The following is a 25,595-nucleotide window of genomic DNA, read 5'->3' on the forward strand; positions in this document are numbered from 1 at the left end:
CTACTGATCTCTGGAGATATCGACAATGCAACTGGGTGTTTGCTACTACCCCGAACAATGGCCGGAAACGATGTGGGCCGACGACGCGCGCCGGATGGTCGAACTCGGCATCACGCATGTGCGGATCGCTGAGTTCGCATGGAGCCGCATGGAACCGCGCGCAGGCGTGTACGAATGGACGTGGCTGGACCGCGCCGTGAAGACGCTCGCCGACGCGGGCCTCAAGATCGTGCTCGGCACGCCCACTGCATCGCCGCCGAAGTGGCTCGTCGATGCGATGCCCGAGATCCTGCCCGTGCGTGCCGACGGCACGACGTGGAACTACGGTTCGCGCCGTCACTATGATGTTTGCAGCGAACCGTATCGACGCGAATGTGTGCGGATCGTCGACGCGATGGCGCAGCGCTATGGCGCGCATCCCGCCGTCGTCGCGTGGCAAACCGATAACGAACTCGGCTGCCATGAAACGGTGCCGAGCTATTCGAAGGCGGCGCGAGCGCGCTTTCAGGCGTGGCTCGCGCGTCGCTACGAAACCGTCGACAACCTGAACGACCGCTGGGGCACGGTGTTCTGGAGCATGGAATATCCGTCGTTCGATACGATCGAGTTGCCGAACCTCACGCCCACCGACGCGAACCCGATTCATCTGCTCGACTTCCGGCGCTTCATGTCCGATGAGGTGTCGAGCTTTCACCGCGAACAGATCGATGTGTTGCGACGTTACGCGCCGAACGCAGACATGCTGCACAACTTCATGGGCTTCTTCACGACCTTCGATCACTATCGCTTCGCCGCGAACAACAGCATCGACGTCGCGACGTGGGACAGCTATCCGATTGCGCGGACGGAAGTGATCGCGTTGAGCGAAGAGGACAAGGCACGCTATGCCCGCACGGGGCATCCCGATGTGTCGGCCTTCGATCACGACCGCTATCGCGCGATCGGCCAGGGCCGCTTCTGGGTGATGGAACAGGAAGCGGGCCCCGTCAACTGGGCGCCGTGGAACCCGGTGCCCGCGCCAGGCATGGTGCGTCTGTGGGCCTATGAAGCGTTCGCGCACGGCGCCGAACTGGTGTCGTACTTCCGCTGGCGGCAAGCGCCTTTTGCGCAGGAGCAGATGCATTCGGGTCTGAATCTGCCCGACAACACGCTTTCGCCAGGCGGCCGCGAAGTGGCGCGCGCCGCACAGGAAATCGCGCAATCGGCGGCGCTCTCCATGCTCGCGCAAAGCGGCCCTGCGCCGCGTGCCGAGGTCGCGCTCGTGTTCGACTACGAGACGCAATGGATGTTCGAAATCCAGCGGCATGCGAAGGGCTTCGACTATCAGACGCTCGCCTTCGACTATTACCGCACACTTCGCGAGATGGCGATCGATGTCGATATCGTGTCGGCGCATACGGATCTTTCCGGCTACAAGCTCGTCGTCGTGCCGGGGCTCGCGGTTTTGCCCACGGGCTTTGCGAAGACGATCGAACAGTCTTCGGCTCAGTGGGTGATCGGACCGCGCACGGGATCGAAGACAGCCGACTTCGCGATTCCTGCACAGCTGCCACCCGGCGCATTGCAGAACACCTTGCCATTCAAGGTGCTCGAAGTCGATTCGTTGCGACCTACGTTGCAACCGTCGGCGACACTCGACGGCGTAACGGGTATCGCATTGCACTGGCGCGAGCATCTGGAAACGCGCGACGGTCTCGACGTGCTCGCTCGCTTCGATGACAACTGGCCAGCCGTCGTCGCGCGCGGACAAGTGCGCTATGCATGCGCGTGGTTCGATGCCGCGCTGCATCGCGCACTGCTGGAAGGCGCGGCGCGCGACGCAGGACTCGCCGTCGCATGCTTGCAGGAAGGGCTGCGCGTGCGCCGTCGCGGTGACGTCACGTTTGCGTTCAACTTCGGCGCGCAGGCGGTCGACGCGCCCGCGCCCGACAACGCGCAATTCATTCTCGGACAACGCACGCTCGGCACGGCCGATGTGTGCGCGTGGATCGACGCATGACGGCCCGCGCGCCGCACGCGTCGACGCTGCTGACCGTCGACGCCAGCCGCCCTGCCGATGCGCCGCGCGCAAGCATGCTGCGGACGGGCACGAGCACGTCGCCCGATGGAAGCGTGATCGGCATCAACAGCCGTTATCTGACGCGCGACGGCGAGCCGTGGCTGCCCGTGATGGGCGAGCTGCATTATTCGCGCGTGCCCGAAGCGCAATGGGAAGACGAACTGGCCAAGGTCAAGGCGGCCGGTGTCGATATCGTGTCGTCGTATGTGATCTGGCGATATCACGAGCCGCGTCCTGGACAATTCGCGTGGGATGCACGCAACGATCTGCGACGCTTCGTCGAAACCAGCGCGAAGCGTGGGCTGCTCGCGTTCGTTCGCATCGGTCCGTGGGTCCATGCGGAAGTGCGTTATGGCGGCATCCCCGCGTGGGTCGTCGATCAGGTGCCTGCGCGCAGCGACGATCCGCTGTATCTGCAATACGTGCAGCGCTTTTTTGCGCAGATCGCAGCGCAGCTCGAAGGCTTGTTCTGGAAAGACGGTGGCCCTGTCATCGGCATTCAGCTGGAGAACGAGTACAACCTGACAGGCCCACAGCAAGGCCGCGAGCATATCGCGACCCTCAAGCGGCTCGCGCTCGAAGCGGGCCTCGATGTGCCCTTGTACACCGTGACGGGTTGGGACAACGCCGTGTTTCCGCACAACGACGTGACACCCGTATTCGGCGGGTATCCGGACTTGCCGTGGGGCACTTCGACGGCGATGTCGCCGCCCAATGAAGTCTACGGCTTTCGCTTCACGAGCCGCGTGGGCGGCGATCTCGGTGCGCAGACTCACAACGACGAACCGGGCGATGCCGACGCCGTCACCGATGCAACGCCCTTTCTCGGCGCCGAGTTCGGCGGCGGCGTGCCGACGATGTATCGCCGCCGTCCGGTGCTCGACGCCGACGACATCGCCGCGATGCTGCCCGTGCAACTCGGCTCCGGTGTGAACCTATACGGCTATTACATGCTGCATGGCGGACGCAATCCGCCCGGCGATCTGGACGGACAGGAATCGACGGCGACGGGCGGCTATAACGATTTGCCCATCGTCAACTACGATTTTCAGGCACCATTCGGCGCCAATGGCGAAGCGCATCCCGTGCTCGGCAAACTGCGAGCGGCGCATCTGTTTCTTCAGCAATGGGGCAGCACGTTGGCCACGTGCGACGTGTATCGCCCCGACGTGGTGCCGCCGAGCGCCGACGATCTGGTGACCCCGCGCTATTCGGTGCGCGCCGATAGCAATCGCGGCTTCCTGTTCTTCAACAACCACGTGCGCCAGCATCGGCTGCCCGCGCGCAATAGCGTTCGATTCTCGGTGAAGCTCGCGACGGGCGCGGTCACGCTGCCTTCGTTGCCGATCGATATCGCGCCAGGTGCGTCGTTCATCTGGCCCATCGGGTTGCAACTCGGCAGCGCGCGGTTGCGTTATGCAACGGCGCAGCCCGTCACTTGCCTTAAGTTTGCCGAAGGCGAAGAAGCGCATGTGTTCGCGGCGACGGACGGCATCGCGTCCGAGTTCGCTTTCGAAATGGACTCGGTGAAGCAGATCGCATCCGCCGATGCTCGCTCTGCTTTAAAGGTGCACGAAGCGGACGATGCGCTCATAGTGCAACCGACACCCGGCGACGCATTCGTCGCGACATGCAGAGACGGCACGCGCGTTACGATCATTACGCTCTCGAGCGAGGACAGCGAAAGGCTTAGCGTGTTGCCGTTCGATGGACAGCGTCGTTTGATTCTGACCGATGCGCTGACTTTCGAACGCGATGGCGAACTCGTGTTGCGTTCGACGGGTGCTGCATCGTTCGATTTAGCCGTGTATCCGCCGTTCGAACGTGCCCCTCAGTCGACGCATCGATTAGCCGAATCACAGCGACAAGGCATCTTCCAGCGCTTCACCGTTAACGTGCAGCCTATCGCATTCGATGCACAGATCACGCCTTTGCGTGCGGCTCGAAATGTACCGCCCATCGTGCTGGGCGGTACGGCGCGCGCCGCTGTCGAGCCCACGCCCGAGACATTCGGCGCGGCTGCCGCATGGCGCATCGATCTGCCGGAAGAAGCGTTGAACGCGCCCGGCCTGAGCAACGCGTATCTGTCGATTCGATATACAGGCGATATCGGGCGGCTGTTCTCGGGCGCTGATCTGATCGACGATCACTTCTACAACGGCTTGCCGTGGCAAATCGGCGTGCGCAATGTGACGATCGACGCCCAGCAGCCGTTGATGCTGACCGTGCTGCCGCTGCGCGCGGACGCGCCCATTTATATCGACGCACGTCACGACCCACGCATGAACACGAACGGTCAGGTCGCTGCACTTCAAAGCGTGAACTGGGTGCCCGAGTACGAGGTAGTCGTTTCGAGAAGGTGACGGTCACGGGCCGTCTTGACGGCGCACGCGCGAGCCGTGCCATGCATCGCCGCATGCATGCACGGCCGCGCGTACGCCGCTTTTTTCGACATTGCCAGACGACAGTGCATCATCGCGCATGCGCGTGCCGGTGATCGCCCATCCCTCGCGCTTCATCGTATTCGCGCGAAATATCGCGATTCGTATAGTCGCCCAGACGCGACGTGGCAACGAGACTGATCACCGCACACACGAACACATAGCCCGCAATGGCATAGCCCGAGTGATAGTAGGCGAACAGCGCGGTCGCGATCAGCGGCGCGGGACCGCCCGCGATCACGGACGCGAGTTGATAGCCCAACGACGCCCCGCTATAGCGCAGCCGCCCCGTGAAGGTCTCGGCAATCAACGCTGCCTGCGGTCCGTACATCATCGAATGCGGCACCAGCGAGAGCACGATGGCGGCGAAGATCCACATCGGGTTCTTCGTATCGACCATCGCGAAGTAGAGAAAGCCGAATATGCCGACAATCGCCGCACCGATCATGTACATCCGCTTGCGGCCGATCAGATCGGACATGTGACCGAACAGCGGGATCGTGACGAACTCCAGTACGGAAGCCGCGAGCACGGCCATCAGCAACAGGTCGCGCGATGCGCCCAGCGTCCTCACGCCATAGGTGAACACAAAGGCGGTGAAGATATAGAACGGTGCCTGTTCGGCCATCCGCGCGAACGCGGACAGCAGAATGTCTTTCGGCTGACGGCGAATGACTTCGAGCGCCGGCGCCTTTTCGATCTTCCGCTCCGCTAGCAGGCGCGCGAAAATCGGCGTCTCCAGAATGTTCAGCCGGATATAGAGGCCGATCGCGACCAGCACGATACTGAGGAAGAACGGCACGCGCCAGCCCCACGTGAGAAACGCGCTGCCCGATAGCTGGCTCATCGCCAATACCGCGAGATTCGCGATGAATAGCCCGGCGGGTACGCCGAATTGCGGCCACGAAGCGACGAAGCCGCGATGCGCATTAGTGCGCGCCCATTCCATCGACATCAGCACCGAACCGCCCCACTCGCCGCCCACGCCGACACCCTGGATGAAACGCAATACGGTGAGCAGGACCGCCCCCCAGATTCCGATCGTCGCATAGGTCGGAACAAAGGCCACGGCGAACGTGGCCAGCCCCATCAACAGCAGCGTGACGATCAGCGTCGCCTTGCGTCCGATGCGGTCGCCGTAGTGTCCGAAAATGGCCGCACCGACAGGCCTCGCGATGAAACCGACGGCGTAGATCAGGAATGCCTGCAATGTGCCGACGAGCGGGTCCGATTCCGGGAAGTACAACCTGGCGAACACGAGACCCGTGACGGTGCTGTAGAGGAAGAAGTCGTACCATTCGATCGTCGTACCGATGGTGCTGGCAATGACCGCGCGGCGCAATTGCCGGTGTGCGTCTTCTTCGGAAAGGGGTGTGGCCCCCGGCTGTTCCGTAACCATTTCGCACCCCTCCCAATTGCAAGCGCGATATGATTTTCCGACATGGAATATGCCGAGTGGTTCCAATCGTCACATCAGAAAGGCGGGTTCACCTTATGTCATAACGTGCCGCATAAAACGAACCCGCTCAACGACAACACGCGCGCTACGCCGCAATCGGCCCATGATCCGGTTGCGTCTCGCGCCTGGGCACGACGACGCGCCGTTCTTCGCCGCCCGCCAATGCAGGCGTCGATTCGAACAGTTCAGCGACCCAGTCGGCGAACACGCGCACCTTCGCGGACAGATGCCGGTTGTTCGGATACACGATCGAAATCGGCTTGGGTTTCGGCTTGAACGTGGGCAACACTTCCTTCAGCGAGCCGTCGCGCAGTTGCGGCGCGACCATGAACAACATCGGCTGGATCAGGCCGAAGCCTTCCATCCCGCACTTCACGTACGCTTCGGAATCGTTGACCGTGACGACGCCGTTCATCCGCACTTCGATCGGCTTGCCGTCGACGAGAATGATCCACGGCATCGGACGGGTGCCGTGCGCGACGCGGAAATTCACCGCGTGATGCATCGCGAGATCGTCGATGCTCTGCGGTTCGCCGTAGCGCGCGAGGTAGTCCGGCGATGCGCACGTCACGCGCTTGAGCGTACCGATGCGGCGCGCAACCATCGACGAATCTTCGAGTGCGCCTGCCCGGATCATGCAGTCGATGCCTTCCTCGACGGGATCGACGGGACGGTCCGACAGGCCGAGATCGAGCGAGATGTCCGGATAGTGCTGGTGAAAGGTCTGCAATGCAGGAATCACCAGATGACGGCCAAGCGAGTTCGGCATGTGCACGCGCAGCGCGCCGCTCGGCTTGCGGTTGCCTGCCTGGAAACTCGCGTCCGTTTCCGCGATGTCCGTGATGATGCGAATGCAGTGCTCGTAGTAGGCGGCGCCTTCCGGTGTGAGCGACAGACGTCGCGTGGTCCGGTTCATCAGACGCACGCCGAGCGTCGCTTCGAGATTCTGGATGGTGGTCGTCACCGTCGCGCGCGGCATGCCGAGTTGTTCGGCGGCACGCGTGAAGCTGTTGGCATCGACCACACGAGTGAACACTTCCATTGCCTGAACGCGGTCCACGCTATCCCCTATCGGCTTCGAAACCACACAGGATAGAACGCGCGGGATAGCAAAAACAAGCAAACCGCTTCATTAGCCGGAATTGGCGAATAGTCAGGCACGCCAAATGCAGAATGGCGTGCAAATAGCGCTTATCGTCGGGCGAATTCGGTGCAAACCTGACAATAGCCTCAGGTTCTCTGCATGTGCCACGAAATGCGAGACGTGTCAGCCGCCGCGATACATGGGATCGATGCTGTCGGGCTGCTCGCGCCGGCCGGAGTCCGATTTCCCCGAATCCGTGCCGCCGACGCCGCCGTGAGTCTTCGAACCTTCGGAACGCTTGCCGCCATGAGGCGAGACGGTCTGGGCGGTTTGCCCCGCGTGAGACGCCTTGATGACGCCCGCTGTTCGAACATCGGAAGCGGTGTCGTAACCGCCGGCGAGGACAGGCATGGCAAACGATGAGAAGCACGCGGCGAGCAGCGCGCCGGTCAGTTTCGCGTTCATGAGGGACTCCAATGCGGATGCGGCGGCTAGCGCCATACGGGGCCGTCATGGCGCCCGCGACGACTTCTGCAGGAGCTATGCCAGGCGCACCTCGCGATCCGCTGGAGGCCCGCAGTCAAAGGCGTTGGCCCAGTTGGGATAGCATCGGCCACCACGCATGCCAGCCGAATTGACGCTCGTACACCAACGTCCGATGAACCGCTGTTCGCGTCGGCCCAACACAGCGCCGACACCAGCACAGGCGTGCGCATGTCAAACGGCGAGCCGGTTTCGCGCGCCTGTCGTATCGTATTTCGCGCACGATTTCCAACTCCGATCACCCGCTTACCGCTTCGACGAGGGCTTTCACGATGACCCGTTCCCGTCAACTGCATCTCGGCGCCTTCATGCGACCCGTCAGCCTGCACACGGGCGCGTGGCGCTTTCCCGGCGCGTATCCCGATGCCAACTTCAACATCGCGCACCTGAAGCGCTTTGCGCAGACGCTCGAACGCGCGTGCTTCGACGCCTTCTTCATGGCCGATCATCTCGCCGTGCTCAACATGCCGCCCGACGCGCTCAAGCGCAGTCACACGGTCACGTCGTTCGAGCCGTTGACGCTGCTTTCCGCGCTATCCGCGGTGACGGAGCGCATCGGGCTGATCGCCACATCGTCGACGACGTTCGACGAGCCGTATCACGTCGCGCGCCGCTTTGCATCGCTCGATCATCTGAGCGGCGGCCGCGCAGGCTGGAATCTCGTGACGACATCCAATCCCGACGCCGCGCTCAACTTCGGCCTCGACGAGCATGTCGAGCACGGCGAGCGCTATCAGCGCGCCCGCGAGTTCTATGACGTGGTAACGGGACTGTGGGATAGCTGGGCCGACGACGCATTCGTGCGCGACGTCGAAAGCGGCATCTACGTCGACCCCGAGCGGATGCACGTGCTCGGCCACAAGGGCGAGCAGTTGTCGGTGCGCGGGCCGCTGAACATCGCGCGGCCGGTTCAGGGGTGGCCCGTCGTCGTGCAGGCGGGATCGTCCGAAGCGGGCCGCCAGATCGCGGCCGAAACGGCCGACGCAGTATTCGCCGCGCCGCCCTCGCTCGCGGAAGGCAAGCGCTTTTATGCGGACGTGAAGCGCCGCGTCGAGCGCGCGGGTCGCGACCCGGAGCATCTGAAGATCCTGCCCGGCGCGTTCGTGGTGGTCGGCGATAGCGTCGACGAAGCGCGCGAAAAGCGCGCGCTGCTCGATACCTTCGTGCACTACGACAGCGGCATCGCCTCGCTGTCGATCGCGCTCGGCCATGACGTGTCGCATCTCGACCCGGACTCGCTGCTGCCCGAGATTCCGGAGAGCAATGCGAGCAGAAGCGCGCGGCAACGCGTGGTCGAATGGGCTCGCGCGGAACAGTTGACGATCCGTCAGCTCGCGCAGCGGATCGGCGGCTATTCGGGGCTGGAGATGGTCGGCACCGCCGCGACGATCGCCGACGAGATGGAGCAATGGCTCGCCGAACGCGGCTCGGACGGCTTCAATGTGATGTTTCCGTATCTGCCCGGCGGCCTCGACGATTTCGCCGACAAGGTCGTGCCCGAACTGCAGCGGCGCGGCATTTTCCGGCGCGCCTACGAAGGCATGACCTTGCGCGACCACCTCGGCTTGCCGCGCCCGGAGAATCGCTTCTTCGTGCGCCGCACAGCCGGCTAGACGGTCACCGCTTCGCGCAGAAAATCGACCAGCGCGGACTGCACCGCATTCAGCGCGCCGCCCGCACCGACCAGCGCAAGTTCGGTGGGCGGCAGACGCGGCAGATCGAAACACAGGCTGTGCTCGGGCAGCACCGCTGTTGTCGGCAGGACCGTGATGCCGAGTCCGGAGGCGACGGCGGCCTGAATGCCCGTCAGGCTGTGGCTGCCGAACGCGACGCGCCAGCTACGCTTCGACTGGTCGAGGGTGCGGATCGCGCGCTTGCGGTACACGCAGCCCTGCGGGAACAGCGCGAGCGGAACGGGCTCGCCGTCTTCGGACGGCACTTCCACCTGACGGCCGCGCACCCATACGAGCGATTCGGGCCACGCTGCAAGACTCGGCCCACTGCCCGGCTCGCGCTTGACGAGTGCGATGTCGATCTCGCCGCCCGACAGCTTGCGCTGCAGATCGCCGCTCATACCCGCGACCGTTTCGAGCCGCGCATCCGGCCGTGCCTTGACGAAGCCCGACAGGATCGACGCCATCCGCTTTGCGCAAAAGTCTTCGGGCACACCGATGCGGATCGGCGTGCGCGATACGTCGCTGGCGAGGGCGTCCTGCGCCTCCTGCGAGAGTGCAATCAGACGGCGTGCATAGTGCGTGAGCAGCTCGCCATGTTCGGTCGCCGTCACCTGATTGCCCGTGCGGTCGCGCGTCAGCAGCGTGCGCCCGACCAGTTCCTCCAGACGACGCACTTGCTGGCTGACGGTGGACTGCGTGCGATGCACGCGATCACCCGCCCGCGTGAAGCTGCCTTCGTCGACGACGCACACGAGCGTCTTCAGGAGTTCGAGATCGAGCACGGCACGTTACCTCATATTTGCATTTCCACTGACTATGCGATTTTAATTTAATTTCCAAATATCGGCCGTGCGACTTAGCCTGTGTTGCATATCGACGCTTCCGGAAAGGACCGAACCATGTCGCTCGAAAACACACGCCGCCCGTCGTGGCTGACCTTCGATTGCTACGGCACGCTGATTCAATGGGACGAAGGGCTGCAGAAAGCCGTCGCCGCGATCCTCGCCAGCAAGCACGCCGCCGCGATCGATCCACGCAGGTTCATCGCCGTCTACGACCGCCACGAGCATGCGCTCGAACAGACGCCGCCGCACCGTTCGTTCCGCGAAGTCGCGGGCGAGGCGCTGCGCATCGCGCTCGAAGAATTCGATCTGCACGCGGACGCCAGCGACATCAGCATGCTCACGGAGCGCATCTCGGCGATGCCGCCCTTCCCGGAAGTGGTCGGCACGCTGCGTGCATTGAAGGAAGCCGGCTACCGGCTGTGCATCGTGTCGAATACCGACGACGACGTGATCGCGGGCAACGTCGCGCAGCTCGGCGGCCATATCGACCGCGTGATCACCGCGCAGCAGGCAGGCGCATACAAGCCCGACCGGCGGCTTTTCGACTATGCTCACGAACAGCTCGGCGTAGCGCGCGACGATGTCGTGCATATCTGCGCGAGCCCGCATCTGGACCACGCGGCAGCGCGCGATATCGGCTTTCGTTGCGTGTGGATCGATCGCGGCACGGGGCGCCGGCTCTTGCCGGACTACACACCCGACGCGATTCTTGCGACGCTCGACCAGGTGCCGCCGCTTTTCACGTCGCTCGGCTGGTGAAACATAAAGAGGATCTGCAATGGCTCATACGCTCGACGTCAAGACGTCCGCCCTGTCGCGCCGCGACGCGCTCGACTCCGACGCGGTGCAAACTGCCCGCGTCGAACTGGCCGCGTGCTTTCAGCTTGCCGCGCAACTTGGCCTGGAAGAAGGCGTGTGCAATCATTTTTCGGCGGTCGTGCCGGGGCATGACGATCTGTTCTTCGTCAATCCGTATGGCTATGCGTTCCCGGAAATCACGGCATCGCGCCTGTTGATCTGCGATTTCGACGGCAACGTGATCGACGGCGAAGGCAAGCCGGAAGCAACGGCGTTCTACATTCACGCGCGCCTGCACAAGGCGATGCCGCGCGTGAAGGCGGCTTTCCACACGCACATGCCGAACGCGACGGCGCTGTGTCTGATCGAAGGGCCGCCGCTGTTGTGGCTCGGACAAACGGCGTTGAAGTTCTATGGCCGCACCGCCGTCGACGAGGAATACAACGGCCTCGCGCTCGATACCTCCGAAGGCGACCGTATCGCGAAGGCAATGGGCGACGCCGATATCCTGTTCCTGAAGAACCACGGCGTGATGGTGGCGGGCGCGAGCATCGCGGAAGCGTGGGACGATCTTTACTACCTGGAACGCGCGGCAGAAGTGCAACTCAAGGCGATGCAGAGCAACCGCCCGCTCAAAACCGTGCCGAACGCCGTCGCGCAGCTCGCTTATGAGCAGATGCGCCTGGGCGACAAGGAAAGCGCGCGGGCACATCTCGACAGCGGCATCCGGCGTCTTCGCGACGCGGGCAACCGCTTCGAGACGTGACCCGGCAATAACCGGTGCAACGCGCGATCAGACCGACATGCCCTGCATGCGCCGTCCGAAATGCGCGCGCTCGGCGCCGTCCATCAGCGCGAGAAACTGCTCGCCGTCCATATGCACGAGCGCTTCGTGATCGCCGGACTCGAAATACACATCCGGTTGACGCACAAGGCTCTCGTCCAGATACGTTTTCATGCCATAGGCGGTGCAAACAGGCGGCAGCGCGCCGTATTCGCAATCCTTGAACAGTTCGCGCAAGTCCCCTTCCTTCGCGAGTGACAGATGCCGCCCGGTTTTCGACGACAGCTCGGCCAGGCGCACCGCGTGGGTGGACGACAGCACGGCAGCAACATAGCCCTGCTCGTCCTCGAACAGCACGGTCTTCGCCAGACGATCGCCGGGAACATGTGCGGCAGCCGCCGTTTCCATACTCGAATGGCTGTACGGGTGACGCACGATTTCGTAACGGGAGCCCTTATCGGTAAGGCACTCCTGGAGAGTCGTAGACATTGACATGACACACCTCCGTGTCGGAAGTCGCGGGCGATTCATTCAGGATAGTTCGCCCGCGCATGATCCGCATCGCGTTTGTTCACGCTGTGACGAGACCCTTCTCCTTCAGCCACTCCGCATTGAAGAGCCGCGCGCGATACAGTTCGCCGCGATCGCACAGCGGCGTGACGATCGTATGGCCCGGCCCCATCTGCCGCGCTAGCGCGACGGCGGCGGCAACATTGATCCCCGTCGATCCGCCGACGTACAGTCCTTCTTCGCGCAGCAAGCGGTACACCATCGTCACGCAAGACTGATCGTCGATGCGGAACGCGTCGTCGATTGCCGTGCCTTCGAGATTGGCCGTGACGCGGCTCGAACCGATGCCCTCGGTGATCGAACTGCCTTCCACCTTGATTTCGCCCGTCTTCACATAGCTGTACAAACCGCTGCCATGCGGGTCCGCGAGCGCGATGCGCACGTCCGGATTCTGTTCCTTCAGATAGCGGCTGACGCCCGCGAGCGTGCCGCCCGTGCCGGTCGAGCAGACGAACGCATCGACCGTGCCCGCCGTGTCGCGCCAGATTTCGGGCCCCGTGGTCTCGTAGTGCGCCTGCCGGTTGACGACGTTGTCGAACTGATTGGCCCAGATCGCGTTGGCGAGTTCGTCTGCGAGACGGCTCGCGACCTTCTGATAGTTGTTCGGATCTTTGTACGGCGCAGCGGGTACGGGCCGCACTTCCGCACCGAGCACGCGCAGCAGTTCCATTTTCGCGGGCGATTGCGTGTCGGGAATCACGATCACGCAGCGATAGCCGCGCGCCGCGCACAGGTGCGCGAGGCCGATGCCCGTGTTGCCCGCCGTGCCCTCCACGACCGTGCCGCCGGGTTTGAGCGCGCCGCGCCGCTCGGCATCGAGAATGATGTACAGCGCGGCGCGATCCTTCACCGAACCGCCCGGATTCATGAACTCCGCTTTGCCGAGAATCTCGCAGCCGGTTTCGGCACTGAGCGCTGCGAGCCGGATGAGCGGCGTGTCGCCGATGCATCCCGTGAAACCCTGGTGTACGCGCATGAGCGTCCCCCGTTTCAGTGACAGGCAGCGAAAGCGGCTGCCTCATTCGAAGCATAGTTCGCCGGCCTTGCCGATGTCAGGGAGCATGTCGCGCGCCGGCCTCGCCGGCGTCGCCCTGGAGGGCAGCGCCGCACACCTGTGCGGCGCAGTATGAGATCAGGGCGCGAGTTCGACGGTTACTTCATCGAGTGCGCGAAACGGCGCGAGCAGTGCGTCGTCCGCACTCGCCGAGGTGATGAGCCGCCAGTCGCGTTGCAGCGGCGTCCAATGCTGCTGACGCGCGCGGCCGAGCTTGTCCGAATCGGCGAGCACGACGATTTCGGCGGCCCGCGAGACGATGCATTCCTTCAGATACGCCTGTTGCGCCGATGCTTCGCACAGGCCGAAGCCCGCGACCACGCCATCCGCGCCGAGAAACGCGCGGTCGACGGTCAGACGGCTGAGGATCAGTTCCGCCAGCGGCCCGAGCGTGCTCATGCTGGAGCCGCGCAGCTCGCCGCCGATCAGCGTGAGCCGCACGCCCGGCGCATTCGCGAGCGCGGTGACGGCAAGCAGATTGTTGGTGACGACGTGCAGCGCTTCGCGTGTGGACAGATGCCATGCAAGCGCGGCACAGGTCGTGCCGCCGTCGAGCAGCACGGTATCGCCGTCGAGCACGTGCGCGGCGGCCGCCTGCGCGATCGACTCCTTCTGCTCGCGCTGCGCCGACTTGCGTTCTTCGAGCGACGCTTCAGGCTCGTGCACGCCGACGAATGCCGTCGCGCCGCCATACGTGCGCACGAGGCGCTTTTGCCTCGCGAGCGCCGTCAGGTCACGGCGGATCGTCGCTTCCGATACGCCGAGCGCGGCGCACAACTCTTCGACGTTGGCATCGCGGGCACGGACGAGATCGAGAATCGCCTGATGACGGTCTATCGTTTTCTTCACGTGTGCACGAGTCCGGGAATGGGGCTCGATCTTACACCACGCACGCTGGCCGCGAGCACCCCGCGACGATCAGCGGCGCGTTGCGAGTTCGGCGCCCTGGCGCAGCGCTTCGAGCATGCTGCCTTCGTCGACGACACCCTTGCCCGCGATGTCGAAAGCCGTGCCGTGATCGACGGACGTACGGATCACTTCCAGCCCCACCGTCACGTTCACGCCCGCTTCGAGACCGAGCACCTTCACGGGGCCATGTCCCTGGTCGTGATACATCGCCACCACCAGATCGAAGTCGCCGCGGCCCGCGCGGAAGAACAAGGTATCGGCGGGCAGCGGACCTGTTACGTCCAGGCCGCGCTCCTGCAGCAGCTTCACCGCGGGGATGATCTTCTCTTCCTCTTCGCCGTAGCCGAACAGACCGTTCTCGCCCGCATGCGGATTGATCCCGCACACGCCGATACGCGGACGCTCGATGCCCGCCTTCACGAGCGTCGCATTGCCGCGTTCGATCGTGCGCTGCACGAGGCCGGGCTCGATCTTGCGGATCGCGTCGATGATGCCGATGTGCGTCGTCACGTGGATCACGCGCAGTTGCGGCGCGACGAGCATCATCGACACTTCCTCGACACCCGTCAGATGCGCGAGCATTTCCGTGTGGCCCGGATACTTGTGGCCGCCCGCATGCAGCGCTTCCTTGTTGAGCGGCGCCGTGCAGATCGCGTCGATCTTGCCGGACTGCGCGAGTTCGACGGCGCGCTTGATGTACTGGTACGCGGCATCGCCCGCGACGGCCGACAGCTGACCGAACGGGAGGTTGTCGGGAATCAGGCCGAGGTCGATGCAGTCGATCGCGCCCTGCTCGTAGCGCGCCTCGGAGGCGTCTTCGATGCGGCGAATCTTCATCTCGCCGCCCACGATTTCATTCGCGCGTTCGAGGCGCTTCGCGTCGCCGATCACGAGCGGACGGCATTGCGCATAGACCGATGCATGCGCGAGGCTCTTGACGACGACTTCGGCGCCGACGCCGGATGCATCGCCCATCGTGATGCCGATTACGGGAAGGTAGGTGCTCATGATGTGATCTCGTGAATACGTGCAGTTCATTCTCGGACGTCAGTGCGGCACGACGTCCCGTTCAGTTTCGTTGCGCAGCGTCAGCCACGCGGCGTACAGCGCGTGATCGGTGCCGAATGCGCCCGCCTTCGTCACGACGCCGGGGCAATGCGTGCGCGTGGCATCGAGCGGCCGCGCGACGGCGACGCCCGCTTCCACTTCGGCCAGCAATTGCAGATTGCCGATACGCGCGGCCGCGAGCATCGCGCGCGCGGTCTCGCCGCCCGTCGCGATTACGCCGCCTGTCTTCGTGAAGTGCGGCTCGACGAGCGCGGCGAGCGCCGCCGACAGTTGCGCGCCTTCGGCGGGATCGAATGCATCGTCGCGGCCGATGCGCAGCAGCAGATCGACATCCGCCTTCAGCGATACGCCGATCTGGTCCTGCAGCGCGCGCCAGTCGCGATGCGTCGCGCCTTCGCGCAACACGGCGGGCGGCACGACCAGTTCTTCGACGCCGCCGCGTTCGCGCAGCATCGCGCATTGCCGCTCGCTGACGGCCGACAGGCTGCCGACCAGAATCAGGATCGGGCCACCGGGAAATGTCGTGCTGCCAAGGTCGCGCTCTGCCAGGTCGACCCGCGAATCGAGCGCCGCGATTTCGCGCGCCAGTCCGCCCGAGCCGACCCAGAAAAATGCCGCATCGCTATGCAACGTCGCACGGGCGAGCGCACGTAGCGCCCGCTCGCTTTGCGTATCGACGATCAACGCCTGCACACCGTTCGCGGCCATCGCGCCGATGCACACCGCCAGCGTTTCCGGTTCGTCGGCAAGCGCTTCGGCATCGAGCCGGTCCGTCGCCAGACCCGCTGCTTCGAGTTGCGCCGCGATGCCCGCAGGCAGCCCCGCGTGCTCCAGCTTCCAGGTCGCCGTCTGTTCCAGCGGCTCGCCGTTCACGAACACGCGGCCTTCATGCACCGTGCGCCCCGTGGCCGGAAACGCGGGCGCGACGATCGCCATGCCGGCGAGCGCCTGAAGGCCCGCGACTTCCGCAGCCCAGTTGCCGCGCAACGTCGAATCGATTTTCTTGTAGAGGCGCTGGCCGCGCGCGCTCATCTCCGCATACGCCGCCGACGTGCGCGCCGCCGCATCCTGCGGTGTGAGACGGCGAGTGTCGGTATCGACGGCGATCGTGTCCGCGCCGTCATGCGCCGGCGTGCGTGTCGCCTCCAGCGTGACGACCGTGCGATGCCCGGCGCTCGCGAAACCGATCGCGCAGTCCGCGGCACCCGACAGGTCGTCCGCAATGATCAGAATGCTCATCGTGCCAGCCCTTGGCGATTGCCTGAGCGCGCCGCCTCCTGACGCTGCTGATAGCGCTTCGCAACGGCCGACGTCAGGATCGGCGACAGAATCGCCGTCACGACGACACACGCGGCGACCAGCAGTGTCGCGCTTTGCGCCGCTGCGTTATAGACCGGGTTGGCTGCCGCCACCAGCGCGGGCACCGCGGCCGCGTTACCTGCCGTGTTGGCTGCCGCGACACCGGCTACGCCCGTACCGCCCGTCAGACGATCGGCGAAGTACAGCGGAATGCCCGTCACGATCACGACGGCGATACCGAGGCCGATGCCGAGCAGGCCAGCTTGCCACACCTTATGCAGATCGAGTCCGGCGCCGAGTGCAAGCGCAAAGAATGGAATCATCACGGGCACCGCCTTCGCGAGAAAGTCGCGCATGTCGCGGTCGAGATTGCCGAGCAGCATGCCGAGCGCGAGCGGCAGAATGCTGCCGACCAGTGTCTGCCACGGAAACGCCGACAGCCCCGCCACGCCGAGCGTCACCATCGTCAGGAACGGGCCCGATTCGAGCGACATCAGCGTGTATGCGCCCACGTCTTCCGAGCGGCCGTACTGGCCCATCAACGCCATGTAGAGGCCACCGTTCGTGTCGTTCATCGCGGCGACCACGGCGAGCGTCGAGATGCCCGCGAACAGGCCCGACGACACCGGCTGCTCGCCGATCAGATGACCCAGAACCACGCCCACGATCACGGCCGCGCCGACCTTCGTGACGAGCAGCGCGCCGCCTTTCTTCATCAGATACGGCGTCGCCTTCACGTCGATGCTCGCGCCCATGCACACGTAGAACACGGCGAGAATCGGCAGCGCGCCCGTGAACAGCGCATTGGTGAACGAACCGAAGAACTTCGGCATGCCGGGCAGGAACGTCGCCACCAGCGAGCCGATGAGCAGCGGCACGATCATCATGCCGCCGGGAACGCGCTCGATCGAGCGTTTGATGGGGATTTGAACCATGCGAGTCTCCTGGCTTTATTTGGGCAATGCGCTGGGTTCCGCGTGCTGTCGCGGTTTTGATCGAAATAATCACGATTCGATCGAATCGATCAGTTTGCAGTGTAGCCCCTCTCATCGGTTTGCGCAAACCGATCAACCATTTGAGCAAACCGATCATTTCGAGACGGCGCTAGATTGCTCGACCCCGTGGTGCCCGGTTCCGTCGCATCCGTTGCGCCACCTCCTTTCGCCCAGCAAAAGCGAAAACCGCGACGCGCCTTCCGGCACGTCGCGGTTTCTGGAAGTACAGCGTTCGATTACTGCGCCTTGGCAGCCGCCTCGATGATCGCATTCGCCACCGCTTCGGGCTTGCTCAGCATCGGCACATGGCTGCTCTCGACGTGCGTCACTTTCGCCTTGATCTGCCCCGCCATCGCGTTTTGCAAGCGCGGATCGATCATGCGGTCATGATTCGCGACGACGTAGTACGTCGGCTTCGTGTGCCATGCAGCGTCCGTCACCTTGTCGTCGGTCGCACCGGCGAACCACGGACCTTGCGTTGCCGCGACCACGCGCTTTTGCGCCGGGCTCAGATCCTGCGCGAAGTCGTCGTCGATTGCTTTCGGCGACAGCGTCAGGAAGTTGCCCGAATCCTTCTGCAACTCGCTCGCCCAGGCGGGCGCGGGTTTGCCTTTGAGCATGTCGTTGATCGACTGGCCGCTGTCGGGTGCGAAGGCGGCCACGTAGACGAGCGCCTTCACCTTGTCGTCATTGCCCGCCTGGCTGATCACCGCGCCGCCCCACGAATGGCCGACCAGCACCACGGGACCGTTCTGCGCGTCGATCGCACGCTTCGTCGCGGCAGCATCGTCGGCAAGCGAACTCAGCGGATTCTGCACGGCGACCACATGTAGGCCGCGCGCTTCGAGTAGCGGAATCACCTTCTCCCAGCTCGAACCGTCGGCGAACGCGCCGTGCACCAGCACCACGTTCTTGCCCTTCAGGTCCTGCGGCTGGGCAGCCTGCGCCGCGTGCAACGACAGCACCGAACCGGCCAGCATGACGGAAGCGATGCACTTTCTGATAAGCGAATTCATGAGCGATGTGTCCTTGATGTGTCGCCGATATCCAGCGAGAGGAGCGAAGCATCGCAAACGCCGCCGGCGCCTGCTATCGGTCAAATGACCGATCTCGCGCGCGGACACGCGGGGTATAGTGGGGCTCGACAATCGACCGCTCTACGCACTCATGCAGACTTCGCCGGCCCCCGCCGTTCGCGTGTTCGATGCCGTGAAGGCGCTCGCCTTCATCGGCGATCTGAGCATGGGACAGCCGACCGATCATTCTGTCCGCACTGCCTGGCTCGCGGTGCGCCTCGCGCGCGCCGCCGAACTCGACGCCCCCACCGTCATCGCCGTATGCGAGGCTTCGCTGCTGCGCTGGTCGGGCTGCACCGCGAATGCAGCGGGCTTTGCGGAAGCGACCGGCGACGACATCGCAAGCCGCGAAGCGATGCTCGCGCTCAAGCCCGATTGGGCAGGACCGATCGACATGCACGCCGATCTCGGCGCCGTCATCACGCCGCTCGCACGCATCCATTGCGAAGTGTCGAGCGAAGCGGCGCGCATGCTCGGTCTCGGTCAAGACACGGAGGCCACGTTGCGGCATGTGTTCGAATCGTGGGATGGCAGCGGCTCGCCCGATCACCTTGCGGGCAGCGCAGTGCCGACCAGCGTCTTCATCGTGGCCCTCGCCGGCGAGTTGGAGATCTTCTCGCGCACGTACGGCATCGAACGGGCCCGTGCGCTGATCGGCCAGCGCGCCGATTCGCGCTATCCCGACAAGCTCGCGCATCTCGCCGTCCGGCTCGCGGCGGATTGGCTCGATGAACTCGAACACGCGGACGCGGCGTCCATCGATGCCGCGCTATTGACGCCGCACATGAGCGACGTCACGCCCGTCGAACTGGTCGCCGACATCATCGATCTGAAACTGCCGTGGATGACGGGCTATTCTCGCAGCGTCGCGGCGACGGCTGCGTCGTGCGCCGCGCGCCTGGCGCTCGATGCGAACGCGCAGAATCGCCTGTATTGCGCGGGACTGGTTCACGGCATGGGGCGCGCGGCCGTGCCGAATCCGATCTGGGACACGCCGTCGCGGCTGTCGCAAGCCGCGTGGGAGAAAGTGCGTCTCGTGCCGTACTGGACCTCGCGTGCGGGCAGGCAGACGGGCACACTTGCCGAAGCCGCCGAACTCGGCTCGCACGCGTATGAACGGCTCGATGGTTCGGGGTATTTTCGTGGCGCCGCGGGTGCGGCATTGCCGGTCGAAGCGCGCATTCTGGCCGCGAGCGCGACATGGGTCGCACTGCGCGCGGCGCGTCCGTGGCGCGCTGCGCTGACGGACCACGAGGCCGCGAAGCTGATACAGGAAGAAGCAGCACAGGGACGCTACGATGCCGGCGTGGTCGATGCACTGATCGACGCAGGACCGTCGCAGCGCCGCGTCATCAATCCGCGCGCGCACAATGCGCGCCTGTCGGCGCGCGAAATCGACGTGCTGCGCGGCATTTCGCAGGGCGCGAGCAACAAGGAAGTCGCCCGCGATCTGTCGTTGAGTCCGAGCACCGTGCGCACGCATGTCGAAAGCGTGTTTCGCAAGCTCGATTGCTCGACGCGCGCGGCCGCCACGCTCAAGGCGCTGGCGCTCGGATTGCTGTGACGCGCTCAGGCGGCAGCGATGACCTCGATGCGCAGCGCCTCGCCGCCCGCCGCGATCTCCAGCAGGCGATCCACGTTCGGATGCGCGCCCGGACGATTGCGCGCGTCGGCCGTGTGCTCGGCGAACACGGCGAGACCATGCTCCGCAGCCTTCGCGTCGAGCGTGCCGAAAGCTTCGCGCAAATAGTGGTACACGGCGAGCGAGCCCTGCTTGCCCGGCTTGTTTTCGATGCTCGCGACCACGGCGCCCTTGCGGTCGACGAGATCGATACGCTCGATACCGTCGATGCCCGGCAGTTGCGCGAGGTTGTCCTTGAATACGTTGCCCGGTTGAATCACTGAAAACTCCATCGTTCGGAAAATGACTGGCGGGCCGTATCTTATCCGATTGCCCGCGCAGCCCGCGTTGTTCACCATGTCATGGCCCGCTGCATGGGATTTTCACGCAGCTTTCCATTTCGGACACCAATGGAAAAACGCGCGTCGTTTACCTCGTCAGCAATATTGTCAGATCGAAGTTAAAATTGCCCGCTTGAATTCCGTCCGTATAGCGAGTGCGCCCGACAGTTGCCGCGCACCGGCCGCATTGCCTTCATCGAGGGCAGATCACCGAGTCAGTAGCAAGGAACGACGTCAATGACAGGCGCAGACTTGTCCAGCATGCTGCCCGACATGCTTCCGAGGTTATGGGCTTTCGCATTGCGCATTTCCGGCGATCAGCACGACGCCGAAGATCTCGTGCAGCGCGCGTGCGTGCGCGGGCTGGAACGCGCGCATCAGTTGCAGGCGGACACGGCGCCCCTCAGCTGGATGTTTTCGATCGTGCATTCCACGTGGATCAACGAGCTGCGCGCGCGTTCGGTGCGCAGCCGTTCAAGCATGGAATGGGACGACGACTTCCTCGAAACGGTTGAAGACCCGTCGGCGCGCACGCCCGAACAGATCACGATGAACGCGCAGATCATCGAGGCCGTGCAGCGTCTGCCCGAAGCGCAGCGCGTGGTGATGCTGCTCGTGGCCGTCGAGGGCCTCAGCTACAGCGAGACGGCGCAAGCGCTGGACGTGCCCATCGGCACCGTGATGAGCCGGCTGTCGCGCGCGCGTCAGGCGATCGGCGCGCTGTTCGCGGGCAAAGCGGCCCCGTCGCTGAAAATGGCCGCACTCGGCAAGGACTCGGCGTCATGAAAGTAGACGACCTCATGCTGATGGCCTACGTCGACGGCGAACTCGATATCGAGGAACGCCGCGAGATCGAACGCGAGCTGGATGATTCGCCGGAACTCGCGGAGCGCATCGAACTGTTCCGTGCATCGAGCCTGCCGTTTCACGACGCCTTCACGCAGCAGAAGCTGCCGCCCGTGCCCGAATCGCTGACGCGCAAGATCGCCGAACTTTCACGCACGCATGCAAGCGCAACATCGCCCGTGCCGCCCGGCCCCGCCGCCGATCCGGCCGCGAACGATGCCGTCGCACCCGCCAGCGCCGGCACACCGCCGTCCGCGCCGATCCGTTCACGCATGCGCTTTTCCGCGCCGTGGCTCGCGGTCGCGTTCGTCGCGGGCGTGTTCTGCTGCGGTATCGGGTTGCGTCTGACGCCTGGCCTGCTGCTGGGAAGCGAAAGCACGACGGTTGCGTCCGCACAGCCCGCTTCGCCATGGGTGATGGCGGCAGCGGGCTACCAGGCGCTCTATTCGCGCGACACGGTCGCCGCCACGACGGACCCGTCCGTCTCGGCAAAGACGGTCGCCGATATCCACGAGATCGACGGGCTGCCCGTGCGCGTGCCCGATCTCAGTGCGCAAGGCCTGACGTTCAAGCGTATCCAGCGTCTGCGCTTTCACGACAAGCCGCTCGTGCAGATCGTCTATCTGCCGAAATCGGGCGGCCCCGTCGCGCTGTGCGTCGTGAAGGATGCGAAGCCGGATCAGTCGATCGCGCAACAGAAGATCGACGACATGAACGTCGTCACATGGCGGCAGTCGGAACTGAGCTATGCGCTGATCGGCTCGCAGGGGCAGGTCGATCTCGACAGGCTCGGCAAGATGATCGCCAATCGCGATGTCGACGCGATGTTCAGCCGCGTGTCGGTGCCGGAGCATTCCGTGGCGAGCTGACATTGCAGCGGCGCGCGGATTTGCCTTCGCGCGCACGCACGTCAAATCGGCACATTGACCCTATTGGGCGAGCAGAACGTTATACTGGATAGCCAGCTAGCTGTGACATCGCCGTGACATGATCCCCATTCGTGTTGCGGCACTTCCGACCAGGGCCCGAGCGTATGAATGTCGACGATACCGTGCTGATGGCGTATGTCGACGACGAACTGTCGCCGCAGGAACGTCAGCAGATCGAAGACGAACTCCGCGCACACGCGGAGCTCGCGGACAAGGTCGCCCTCTTCAAGGCGTCGCGCCTGCCGTATCGCGAGGCATTCGCCGAACAAAAGCTGCCGCCTGTACCCGACAGCCTCGTCAAACGTGTCGACGATCTGCTGCGCGCGCATACGGAAGCGGCGAAGCGCGTCACGGCGCCGTCGCCAGCCGCGCAAGACACGAACGAATCCGTAGCGAACGACGCCGTCATCGGACACAGCGCGCAATTGCCGCCGTCCGCGCCCGTGCGTTCGCGTCTGCGTATCGCACCTGCGTGGCTGGCCGTCGCGTTTGTCGGCGGCGCATTCTGCTGCGGCGTCGTGCTGCGGCTTGCGCCCGGCGTCGGCTTCAATCCGGGCGGCAACGCGCCAAGCAATGCGGCCACGGTCGCGTCGTCGACGATGGGCTCGCTGCCGTGGGTGCAGGTCGCGGCGAGCTACCAGCAACTGTATTCGCGCGACACCGTCTCGCACATGTGGCCCGATGTATCCGACGCGCAAAGCACCGTCGACGAAATCCGCACGGAAGACGGCATCGCGCTGCGTGTGCCCGATCTGAGCAAAGCGGGACTGCGCTTCATCCGCGTCCAACGCCTGAAGTTTCATGGCCGTCCGCTCGTGCAGATCGTTTATCTGCCGCAAAAAGGCGACCCCGTCGCGCTGTGCGTGATCAAGGAAGACAAGGCGGACCAGTCCGTCGCATCGCAGCGCATCGACACGATGAACGTCGTCACGTGGCGCGAGTCGAAGCTGGGCTATGCGCTGATCGGCGCATCCAGCAACGGCGATCTTGCACCGCTTGGCAAAGAGATCGCCGGCCGTCATTTCGATCCACTCTTTGGTTCCGTTTGATGCAGCGTGCGCGATGGTGTGTCGTCGCGCGCGCCGCATGTGCCGTCGATTCATGTCCAGATTTCCCTTTCGCACTGTCGCGGGCGGCGCGCTCGCCGTCGTTACGCTAGGCACCTTCGCGGGCGCTTACGCCATCACGCATGGTTTCGCGGGCCTGCTCGGCACGCAGCCTTCGGCGACGCAGATCATCGACCGCTTCGAATCCGTGTCGGGCAAGCACGCCGGCTTCCGGCGCAATCACGCGAAAGGCGTGTGCGTCACCGGCTATTTCGACAGCAACGGCAACGCCGCGCCGCTCTCGCGCGCAAGCGTGTTCGCAGCGGGCCGCTCCCAGGTGGTGGGACGTCTGTCGATCGGCGGCGGCAATCCGGCGCAGGCCGATGGCGCGTCGAACGTGCGCAGCCTCGCGCTGCGCATCGTGATGCCCGACGGCAGCGAGTGGCGCACCGCGATGAACTCCGCGCCGATCTTCCCCGTGCGCACGCCCGAAGCGTTGTTCGACATGCTCGCGGCGTCGCGCCAGGCGCGCGAAACGACCACGTACGGCAGCGACGCAGGCATGGATGCCTTCATGAAAGCGCATCCCGAAACCGCGCGCTTCGAGCAGTGGCAGCACGAGCATCCGCCGTCGTCGGCTTTCGGCAATGCTGCCTATTACAGCGTGTCGGCGTTCCGGCTGATCGATCGCGACGGTCGCGTGCAGAACGTGCGCTGGCGTGTCGAACCCGACGATGCCTATGTACCGCTCGCCGATGCGCAGAAACACGACAGCGATTTTCTCGAACGCGGCCTCGCTGAACGTCTGCAACAAGGCTCGCTTCGCTGGCATATGGTGATCACGCTCGCGCAAGCGGGCGACGTCACCAATGATTCGACGCGTCAATGGCCCGCAAACCGCACCCAGATCGACGTGGGAACGCTCGTCGTGCAACGCGAAGAAGCGCAGATCGACGGTCCATGCCGCGACATCAGCTTCGATCCGCTGACGCTGCCTGACGGTATTGCGCCGTCCGACGATCCATTGCTCCACGCACGTTCCGCTGCGTATGCGGAATCGCATGAACGGCGCGTGCGTGAAGAGCAACACTACACGGCACGACGATAGCCGCAGATCGCCCACATAGTGAGCGGCCTCGTTTTATCGAACGCCGCTTCGTCCTCGCAGAGTATTTTCTTCACGCATGAGCGCAACACGATGCCCACCGCATCGTACGTCGTGCCGCAACCGCTTGTCCCGCAAGCGTTTTTCGCATGCCATCCATCTTCTTCGCGCGATTGGGAATCGGATGGAATAGTCCCTTGCTATCAGGTGTTGTGTATTGGAGAGCGCTACAAACGAAACGGCGCCCACGACCAGAACCACGGGGGATATCGGCGCATCGGCCGCGCCGCGATGGCTATGGAGTACACATGCGAATTGCCTTATTCACTTTCAGCGACGTACTGTTCAAGCAGATCAGCGAAGGTTTCGAGCAGAACGGCACGTCATGCACGCGTTTCACCGACGAGCTTTCGCTGATCCGATTCCTGCAACGCGACTCGGCGGCGCTCGTCATCTTCGATGCAACGCAGAGCCAGATTCCCGCGCTCGCGACGCTCGAGTGGCGCAGTTGCCATTTCCGCACCGATCTGCCCGTGATGATGATCGGCCGCGCGTGGGACAGCGCGGCGGTGATCGATGCGCTGGATGCGGGCGTCGATGAAGTCGTGATCGGCACCGCGAACGTCGACGAGATCATGGCGCGCGCGCGGCGCGTGATTACGCGCTGCCGCGGCTCGCGCATGGTCGACCGGCTGACGGTGGCGGGCTATACGATCGACCGGACGGCGCGCACGGTGAGCTTCGGCGGACGAAAGGTTTCGCTGACGGCGCGCGAACTGAGCCTCGCGTGGTTGCTGTTCATGAACGCGGGCACGCTGATGAGCCGCGAACAGCTGGCGCACGCCGTGTGGGGCAAGGACGCCGATCTTGCGGGCCGCTCGCTCGAACAGCACATCTACAAGCTGCGCTCGAAGCTCGCACTGGACAATCGCGACGGGTCGCAGCTGAAGACGGTGTACTCGCTCGGCTATGTGTTCGTCGCGCGCTCGCAGGAAGCCGTCGAGTGTCAGGAACCCGTCGCCGCGTGAAGCGGTTGCGCGCTCATGC

23 protein-coding genes are annotated in these 25,595 nt (G+C 64.3%); 11 read left to right on the forward strand and 12 right to left on the reverse strand.

Annotated features, from left to right (window positions below):
* Positions 1–25: 25 nt before the first annotated feature.
* Together G3N95_RS02475 and G3N95_RS02480 are read left to right on the forward strand one after the other, a co-directional pair.
* Positions 26–1,999 carry a beta-galactosidase gene (locus G3N95_RS02475; protein WP_205968355.1) on the forward strand — a complete coding sequence of 658 codons (1,974 nt, stop codon included), beginning with the start codon at positions 26–28 and terminating at the stop codon, positions 1,997–1,999.
* Positions 1,996–4,422 (forward strand): beta-galactosidase, encoded by a 2,427-nt coding sequence (locus tag G3N95_RS02480; protein WP_205968356.1) that lies wholly within the window; start codon positions 1,996–1,998, stop codon positions 4,420–4,422. The genes G3N95_RS02475 and G3N95_RS02480 overlap by 4 nt, the downstream gene beginning before the upstream one ends.
* Before the next feature lie 109 nt (positions 4,423–4,531).
* Here the strand turns inward: G3N95_RS02480 and G3N95_RS02485 are convergent, their stop codons facing one another.
* The 3 genes from G3N95_RS02485 to G3N95_RS02495 form a co-directional block, all read right to left on the reverse strand.
* Complete coding sequence (locus G3N95_RS02485; RefSeq protein ID WP_205968357.1) at positions 4,532–5,899, reverse strand: MFS transporter; 1,368 nt, start codon at positions 5,897–5,899, stop codon at positions 4,532–4,534.
* A 145-nt stretch (positions 5,900–6,044) separates the two neighbouring features.
* The gene (locus G3N95_RS02490) at positions 6,045–7,019 is read right to left on the reverse strand and encodes a LysR family transcriptional regulator (RefSeq protein ID WP_205968358.1); all 975 of its coding nucleotides are present in this window, start codon (positions 7,017–7,019) and stop codon (positions 6,045–6,047) included.
* A 207-nt stretch (positions 7,020–7,226) separates the two neighbouring features.
* A complete protein-coding gene (locus tag G3N95_RS02495; RefSeq protein WP_205968359.1) occupies positions 7,227–7,508 on the reverse strand; it encodes a hypothetical protein in 282 nt (93 codons plus the stop codon).
* A 350-nt stretch (positions 7,509–7,858) separates the two neighbouring features.
* Here G3N95_RS02495 and G3N95_RS02500 point away from each other — a divergent pair, with 350 nt between their 5' ends.
* Positions 7,859–9,199 (forward strand): LLM class flavin-dependent oxidoreductase, encoded by a 1,341-nt coding sequence (locus tag G3N95_RS02500; RefSeq protein ID WP_205968360.1) that lies wholly within the window; start codon positions 7,859–7,861, stop codon positions 9,197–9,199.
* On the opposite strand, the gene G3N95_RS02505 is transcribed toward G3N95_RS02500, so the two are convergent.
* Positions 9,196–10,044, reverse strand: coding sequence for a LysR family transcriptional regulator (locus G3N95_RS02505; RefSeq protein ID WP_205968361.1), 849 nt, complete (start codon positions 10,042–10,044; stop codon positions 9,196–9,198). The genes G3N95_RS02500 and G3N95_RS02505 overlap by 4 nt on opposite strands.
* A 117-nt stretch (positions 10,045–10,161) precedes the next feature.
* On the opposite strand from G3N95_RS02505, the gene G3N95_RS02510 reads away from it, so the two are divergent.
* Positions 10,162–10,866 (forward strand): haloacid dehalogenase type II, encoded by a 705-nt coding sequence (locus G3N95_RS02510; RefSeq protein ID WP_205968362.1) that lies wholly within the window; start codon positions 10,162–10,164, stop codon positions 10,864–10,866.
* Positions 10,867–10,885: 19 nt separating this feature from the next.
* Entirely contained in the window at positions 10,886–11,671 is a 786-nt protein-coding gene (locus tag G3N95_RS02515) for an aldolase (protein ID WP_205968363.1), read from the forward strand.
* A 27-nt stretch (positions 11,672–11,698) separates the two neighbouring features.
* Here the strand turns inward: G3N95_RS02515 and G3N95_RS02520 are convergent, their stop codons facing one another.
* The 7 genes from G3N95_RS02520 to G3N95_RS02550 all read right to left on the reverse strand — a co-directional run bounded on the left by G3N95_RS02520 (position 11,699) and on the right by G3N95_RS02550 (position 18,600).
* The gene (locus tag G3N95_RS02520; protein ID WP_205968364.1) at positions 11,699–12,184 is read right to left on the reverse strand and encodes a YbaK/EbsC family protein; all 486 of its coding nucleotides are present in this window, start codon (positions 12,182–12,184) and stop codon (positions 11,699–11,701) included.
* Positions 12,185–12,260: 76 nt separating this feature from the next.
* Complete coding sequence (locus G3N95_RS02525; RefSeq protein ID WP_205968365.1) at positions 12,261–13,235, reverse strand: cysteine synthase A; 975 nt, start codon at positions 13,233–13,235, stop codon at positions 12,261–12,263.
* A 156-nt stretch (positions 13,236–13,391) separates the two neighbouring features.
* Positions 13,392–14,162, reverse strand: coding sequence for a DeoR/GlpR family DNA-binding transcription regulator (locus G3N95_RS02530; protein WP_205968366.1), 771 nt, complete (start codon positions 14,160–14,162; stop codon positions 13,392–13,394).
* A gap of 69 nt (positions 14,163–14,231) precedes the next feature.
* The gene (pdxA, locus tag G3N95_RS02535; RefSeq protein WP_205968367.1) at positions 14,232–15,230 is read right to left on the reverse strand and encodes a 4-hydroxythreonine-4-phosphate dehydrogenase PdxA; all 999 of its coding nucleotides are present in this window, start codon (positions 15,228–15,230) and stop codon (positions 14,232–14,234) included.
* Between the two features lie 39 nt (positions 15,231–15,269).
* Positions 15,270–16,529, reverse strand: coding sequence for a four-carbon acid sugar kinase family protein (locus G3N95_RS02540; RefSeq protein WP_205968368.1), 1,260 nt, complete (start codon positions 16,527–16,529; stop codon positions 15,270–15,272).
* Positions 16,526–17,524: a 2-keto-3-deoxygluconate permease gene (locus G3N95_RS02545; RefSeq protein ID WP_205968369.1), complete on the reverse strand. Its 999-nt coding sequence runs from the start codon at positions 17,522–17,524 to the stop codon at positions 16,526–16,528. Before G3N95_RS02545 ends, G3N95_RS02540 begins: the two co-directional genes overlap by 4 nt.
* Before the next feature lie 296 nt (positions 17,525–17,820).
* On the reverse strand, positions 17,821–18,600 hold the full coding sequence (locus G3N95_RS02550) for an alpha/beta hydrolase (protein WP_205968370.1): 780 nt from the start codon (positions 18,598–18,600) through the stop codon (positions 17,821–17,823).
* A 151-nt stretch (positions 18,601–18,751) separates the two neighbouring features.
* Between G3N95_RS02550 and G3N95_RS02555 the strand changes: the two genes are divergently transcribed.
* Complete coding sequence (locus tag G3N95_RS02555; RefSeq protein ID WP_205968371.1) at positions 18,752–20,224, forward strand: HD domain-containing phosphohydrolase; 1,473 nt, start codon at positions 18,752–18,754, stop codon at positions 20,222–20,224.
* 5 nt (positions 20,225–20,229) lie between these two features.
* On the opposite strand, the gene G3N95_RS02560 is transcribed toward G3N95_RS02555, so the two are convergent.
* Positions 20,230–20,562 carry a DUF2322 family protein gene (locus G3N95_RS02560; RefSeq protein WP_205968372.1) on the reverse strand — a complete coding sequence of 111 codons (333 nt, stop codon included), beginning with the start codon at positions 20,560–20,562 and terminating at the stop codon, positions 20,230–20,232.
* Positions 20,563–20,859: 297 nt separating this feature from the next.
* On the opposite strand from G3N95_RS02560, the gene G3N95_RS02565 reads away from it, so the two are divergent.
* The 5 genes from G3N95_RS02565 (at position 20,860) to G3N95_RS02585 (ending at position 25,576) form a co-directional block, all read left to right on the forward strand.
* Complete coding sequence (locus tag G3N95_RS02565) at positions 20,860–21,408, forward strand: RNA polymerase sigma factor (RefSeq protein WP_205968373.1); 549 nt, start codon at positions 20,860–20,862, stop codon at positions 21,406–21,408.
* Complete coding sequence (locus G3N95_RS02570; protein ID WP_205968374.1) at positions 21,405–22,337, forward strand: anti-sigma factor; 933 nt, start codon at positions 21,405–21,407, stop codon at positions 22,335–22,337. Before G3N95_RS02565 ends, G3N95_RS02570 begins: the two co-directional genes overlap by 4 nt.
* 164 nt (positions 22,338–22,501) lie before the next feature.
* A complete protein-coding gene (locus G3N95_RS02575; protein ID WP_205968375.1) occupies positions 22,502–23,446 on the forward strand; it encodes an anti-sigma factor in 945 nt (314 codons plus the stop codon).
* Positions 23,447–23,498: 52 nt separating this feature from the next.
* Entirely contained in the window at positions 23,499–24,551 is a 1,053-nt protein-coding gene (locus tag G3N95_RS02580; RefSeq protein WP_205968376.1) for a catalase family peroxidase, read from the forward strand.
* A gap of 305 nt (positions 24,552–24,856) precedes the next feature.
* A complete protein-coding gene (locus G3N95_RS02585) occupies positions 24,857–25,576 on the forward strand; it encodes a response regulator transcription factor (RefSeq protein WP_205968377.1) in 720 nt (239 codons plus the stop codon).
* The last annotated feature ends 19 nt before the right edge of the window (positions 25,577–25,595 follow it).

Source organism: Paraburkholderia sp. Tr-20389, assembly GCF_017104565.1.
GTDB lineage: Bacteria > Pseudomonadota > Gammaproteobacteria > Burkholderiales > Burkholderiaceae > Paraburkholderia.

What these genes read in the sequence shown, in the direction of transcription:
- G3N95_RS02480 (WP_205968356.1), top strand. Translation starts at nt 1,996, where the DNA reads ATGACGGCCCGCGCGCCGCACGCGTCGACGCTGCTGACCGTCGACGCC.
- G3N95_RS02485 (WP_205968357.1), bottom strand. Translation starts at nt 5,899, where the DNA reads ATGGTTACGGAACAGCCGGGGGCCACACCCCTTTCCGAAGAAGACGCA.
- G3N95_RS02545 (WP_205968369.1), bottom strand. Translation starts at nt 17,524, where the DNA reads ATGGTTCAAATCCCCATCAAACGCTCGATCGAGCGCGTTCCCGGCGGC.
- G3N95_RS02550 (WP_205968370.1), bottom strand. Translation starts at nt 18,600, where the DNA reads ATGAATTCGCTTATCAGAAAGTGCATCGCTTCCGTCATGCTGGCCGGT.
- G3N95_RS02515 (WP_205968363.1), top strand. Translation starts at nt 10,886, where the DNA reads ATGGCTCATACGCTCGACGTCAAGACGTCCGCCCTGTCGCGCCGCGAC.
- G3N95_RS02540 (WP_205968368.1), bottom strand. Translation starts at nt 16,529, where the DNA reads ATGAGCATTCTGATCATTGCGGACGACCTGTCGGGTGCCGCGGACTGC.
- G3N95_RS02500 (WP_205968360.1), top strand. Translation starts at nt 7,859, where the DNA reads ATGACCCGTTCCCGTCAACTGCATCTCGGCGCCTTCATGCGACCCGTC.
- G3N95_RS02580 (WP_205968376.1), top strand. Translation starts at nt 23,499, where the DNA reads ATGTCCAGATTTCCCTTTCGCACTGTCGCGGGCGGCGCGCTCGCCGTC.
- G3N95_RS02575 (WP_205968375.1), top strand. Translation starts at nt 22,502, where the DNA reads ATGAATGTCGACGATACCGTGCTGATGGCGTATGTCGACGACGAACTG.
- G3N95_RS02555 (WP_205968371.1), top strand. Translation starts at nt 18,752, where the DNA reads ATGCAGACTTCGCCGGCCCCCGCCGTTCGCGTGTTCGATGCCGTGAAG.
- G3N95_RS02510 (WP_205968362.1), top strand. Translation starts at nt 10,162, where the DNA reads ATGTCGCTCGAAAACACACGCCGCCCGTCGTGGCTGACCTTCGATTGC.
- G3N95_RS02520 (WP_205968364.1), bottom strand. Translation starts at nt 12,184, where the DNA reads ATGTCAATGTCTACGACTCTCCAGGAGTGCCTTACCGATAAGGGCTCC.
- G3N95_RS02585 (WP_205968377.1), top strand. Translation starts at nt 24,857, where the DNA reads ATGCGAATTGCCTTATTCACTTTCAGCGACGTACTGTTCAAGCAGATC.
- pdxA (WP_205968367.1), bottom strand. Translation starts at nt 15,230, where the DNA reads ATGAGCACCTACCTTCCCGTAATCGGCATCACGATGGGCGATGCATCC.
- G3N95_RS02475 (WP_205968355.1), top strand. Translation starts at nt 26, where the DNA reads ATGCAACTGGGTGTTTGCTACTACCCCGAACAATGGCCGGAAACGATG.
- G3N95_RS02570 (WP_205968374.1), top strand. Translation starts at nt 21,405, where the DNA reads ATGAAAGTAGACGACCTCATGCTGATGGCCTACGTCGACGGCGAACTC.
- G3N95_RS02525 (WP_205968365.1), bottom strand. Translation starts at nt 13,235, where the DNA reads ATGCGCGTACACCAGGGTTTCACGGGATGCATCGGCGACACGCCGCTC.
- G3N95_RS02565 (WP_205968373.1), top strand. Translation starts at nt 20,860, where the DNA reads ATGACAGGCGCAGACTTGTCCAGCATGCTGCCCGACATGCTTCCGAGG.
- G3N95_RS02495 (WP_205968359.1), bottom strand. Translation starts at nt 7,508, where the DNA reads ATGAACGCGAAACTGACCGGCGCGCTGCTCGCCGCGTGCTTCTCATCG.